The 1,670-nt window shown below is 58.0% G+C and carries 1 rRNA gene; it reads left to right on the top strand.

The features are described from left to right. Positions 1-101: 101 nt before the first annotated feature. A 23S ribosomal RNA gene (locus ABH931_RS39620) occupies positions 102-1,670 on the top strand; the annotation flags it as partial.

Here is a 1,670-nt window from a genome sequence, read left to right as displayed (position 1 = left end):
TGTGTGTCGGGCACGTTGTTGGGTCCTGAGGGAACGGCTGTGTGAGCAGCTGGACCTTCTGGTCGTTGTTTGAGAACTGCACAGTGGACGCGAGCATCTATGGCCAAGTTATTAAGGGCGCACGGTGGATGCCTTGGCACCAGGAACCGATGAAGGACGTGGGAGGCCACGATAGGCCCCGGGGAGCTGTCAACCGAGCTTTGATCCGGGGGTGTCCGAATGGGGAAACCCGGCAGTCGTCATGGGCTGTCACCCATACCTGAACACATAGGGTATGTGGAGGGAACGCGGGGAAGTGAAACATCTCAGTACCCGCAGGAAGAGAAAACAACCGTGATTCCGGGAGTAGTGGCGAGCGAAACCGGATGAGGCTAAACCATGGTGGTGTGAGACCCGGCAGGGGTTGCCATTGTGGGGTCGTGGGATTGTGTTGCAGTCGTCTGCCGGCGGCTGGGCGAGTCAGAAACCGTACAGGTAGTCGAAGGACATGCGAAAGGTCCGGCGTAGAGGGTAAGACCCCCGTAGACGAAATCTGTGCGGCTCGCTTATGCAACTCCCAAGTAGCACGGGGCCCGAGAAATCCCGTGTGAATCTGGCGGGACCACCCGCTAAGCCTAAATATTCCCTGGTGACCGATAGCGGATAGTACCGTGAGGGAATGGTGAAAAGTACCGCGGGAGCGGAGTGAAATAGTACCTGAAACCGTGTGCCTACAAGCCGTGGGAGCCTTTAGGGGTGACTGCGTGCCTTTTGAAGAATGAGCCTGCGAGTTTGCGGTGTGTGGCGAGGTTAACCCGTGTGGGGTAGCCGTAGCGAAAGCGAGTCCGAATAGGGCGAATCAGTCGCGCGCCCAAGACCCGAAGCGGAGTGATCTAGCCATGGGCAGGTTGAAGCGCGGGTAAGACCGTGTGGAGGACCGAACCCACCAGGGTTGAAAACCTGGGGGATGACCTGTGGTTAGGGGTGAAAGGCCAATCAAACTCCGTGATAGCTGGTTCTCCCCGAAATGCATTTAGGTGCAGCGTCGCGTGTTTCTTGCCGGAGGTAGAGCACTGGATAGGCGATGGGCCCCACCGGGTTACTGACCTTAGCCAAACTCCGAATGCCGGTAAGTGAGAGCGCGGCAGTGAGACTGTGGGGGATAAGCTCCATGGTCGAGAGGGAAACAGCCCAGAACACCGGCTAAGGCCCCTAAGCGTGTGCTAAGTGGGAAAGGATGTGGAGTCGCAGAGACAACCAGGAGGTTGGCTTAGAAGCAGCCACCCTTTAAAGAGTGCGTAATAGCTCACTGGTCAAGTGATTCCGCGCCGACAATGTAGCGGGGCTCAAGTACACCGCCGAAGCCGTGTCATTCATACAGATACCTCCAACGAGGGTATGGATGGGTAGGGGAGCGTCGTGTGCCGGGTGAAGCCGCCGAGGAATCGAGTGGTGGACGGTTCACGAGTGAGAATGCAGGCATGAGTAGCGATACAGGAGTGGGAAACTCCTGCGCCGATTGACCAAGGGTTCCTGGGTCAAGCTGATCTGCCCAGGGTAAGTCGGGACCTAAGGCGAGGCCGACAGGCGTAGTCGATGGACAACGGGTTGATATTCCCGTACCCGCTTTGAAGCGCCAACGGCGAACCTCTGAATGCTAAGGCCGTGAAGCCGCCCCGGAGTCTTCGGAC

Origin of the sequence: Streptacidiphilus sp. MAP12-33, assembly GCF_041261265.1 — a bacterium.
Classification (GTDB): domain Bacteria; phylum Actinomycetota; class Actinomycetes; order Streptomycetales; family Streptomycetaceae; genus Streptacidiphilus.
This window is presented reverse-complemented; position numbering and strand designations above follow the sequence as displayed.